Origin of the sequence: Pectobacterium sp. CHL-2024 (genome assembly GCF_044751765.1) — a bacterium.
In the GTDB taxonomy this organism is placed as follows: domain Bacteria; phylum Pseudomonadota; class Gammaproteobacteria; order Enterobacterales; family Enterobacteriaceae; genus Pectobacterium; species Pectobacterium brasiliense.
On record NZ_JBIXKO010000048.1, the window covers coordinates 1 to 1,169 of the forward strand.

At 65.0% G+C, this 1,169-nt stretch carries 1 pseudogene; it reads right to left on the minus strand.

From position 1 onward, the window contains the following. A pseudogene (locus ACIPUG_RS21415) lies at positions 1 to 1,169 on the minus strand (hypothetical protein); the annotation flags it as partial.

Sequence of the window (1,169 nt, forward strand, 5' to 3'; positions counted from 1 at the left end):
ACCAGACGGTCCTGCACGTCCCAGTCAAAGTACGTTTCCTTCGGCCTGAACCCCGGCCGCGTTTCGCGCTTCACCGCCAGACGCCCGCAGTCGTCATACCGGTATTGCGTATGGCCACGCTCGACCACTCGACCCGCTGCATCGTACCGCGCCGACGCCTGCACCACCGCATCCTGCACCTTCAGCGTCTCACCCAGACCCGGCGCTATCTGCGACACCTCGCACAGGTTCTGTTCGCTGTCGTAGCCAAACAGCCGCGCCTGACGCCGCCGCCCCTCATCACGGCGCTCCGCCGTCACCTGACCGGCCCCGTTCAGCCGGAAGGCCTGCTCACCCCAGTGGCTGTCGCTGATACCCGTCAGCCGGTCCAGCACATCGTACTGATAACGACGCTCCAGCACGTCATTCACCCGGCCGTCCGCCCCTTCCAGCGCCTGACGCTGCAACAGCCCCGTCGGGCTCCATTCGTGGCGTAATGCAAACCCGCTGCCGTTAGTGCGACGCTGCTCTTCGCCCGCCGCTGTGTGGCTGAACTGCAGAGGCTGGTGTGAACCAATACCCAGTGACGACAGCCGCCCCGACTGCCACGCCAGCTGCAGCGGGGCCAGAATCCCTTCCACGACAGCGCGCTGACCACCCGCGTCGTACCCGCTCTGCACCGCCTCGCCGTTGACCATTTCCGACGTCACCTGCCCCGCACGGTTATAGGCGTATTCCACCACCGCATCCGGACTGGCGGCTTTCGTCAGCCGACCGGCCACGTCATACGCCAGTTCGGTGATGCCGTCCGTTTCCCCGTCCGCTTTCCGTGCCGTGATGCGCGTTATCCGCCCTGCCGCATCATGCTCGTAGTGCAGTGCGCTGCCATCCGGCGCGGTGCGCTGCACCAGACGGTCTGCCACATCGTACTGATAGCGGTACACCCGACCGTCGTAATGCCGCTCCTCACTCAGCCGGCCGCTGCGGTCAAAACCGTACGTCCAGTCCCGTCCCTGACTGTTCGTCACCCCGGCGAACTCCGCTTCCGCATTGTAGTGGTAACGTACCGTTGCCCCCAGCGGGTCGGTCGCTTCCAGCAGGTTATCGAACGCCCCATAGCGGAACTGGTAGCGCTGCCCCAGTGCATCCGTTACCGCCGTCAGGTTACCTTCCACATCGTAACCAAACCG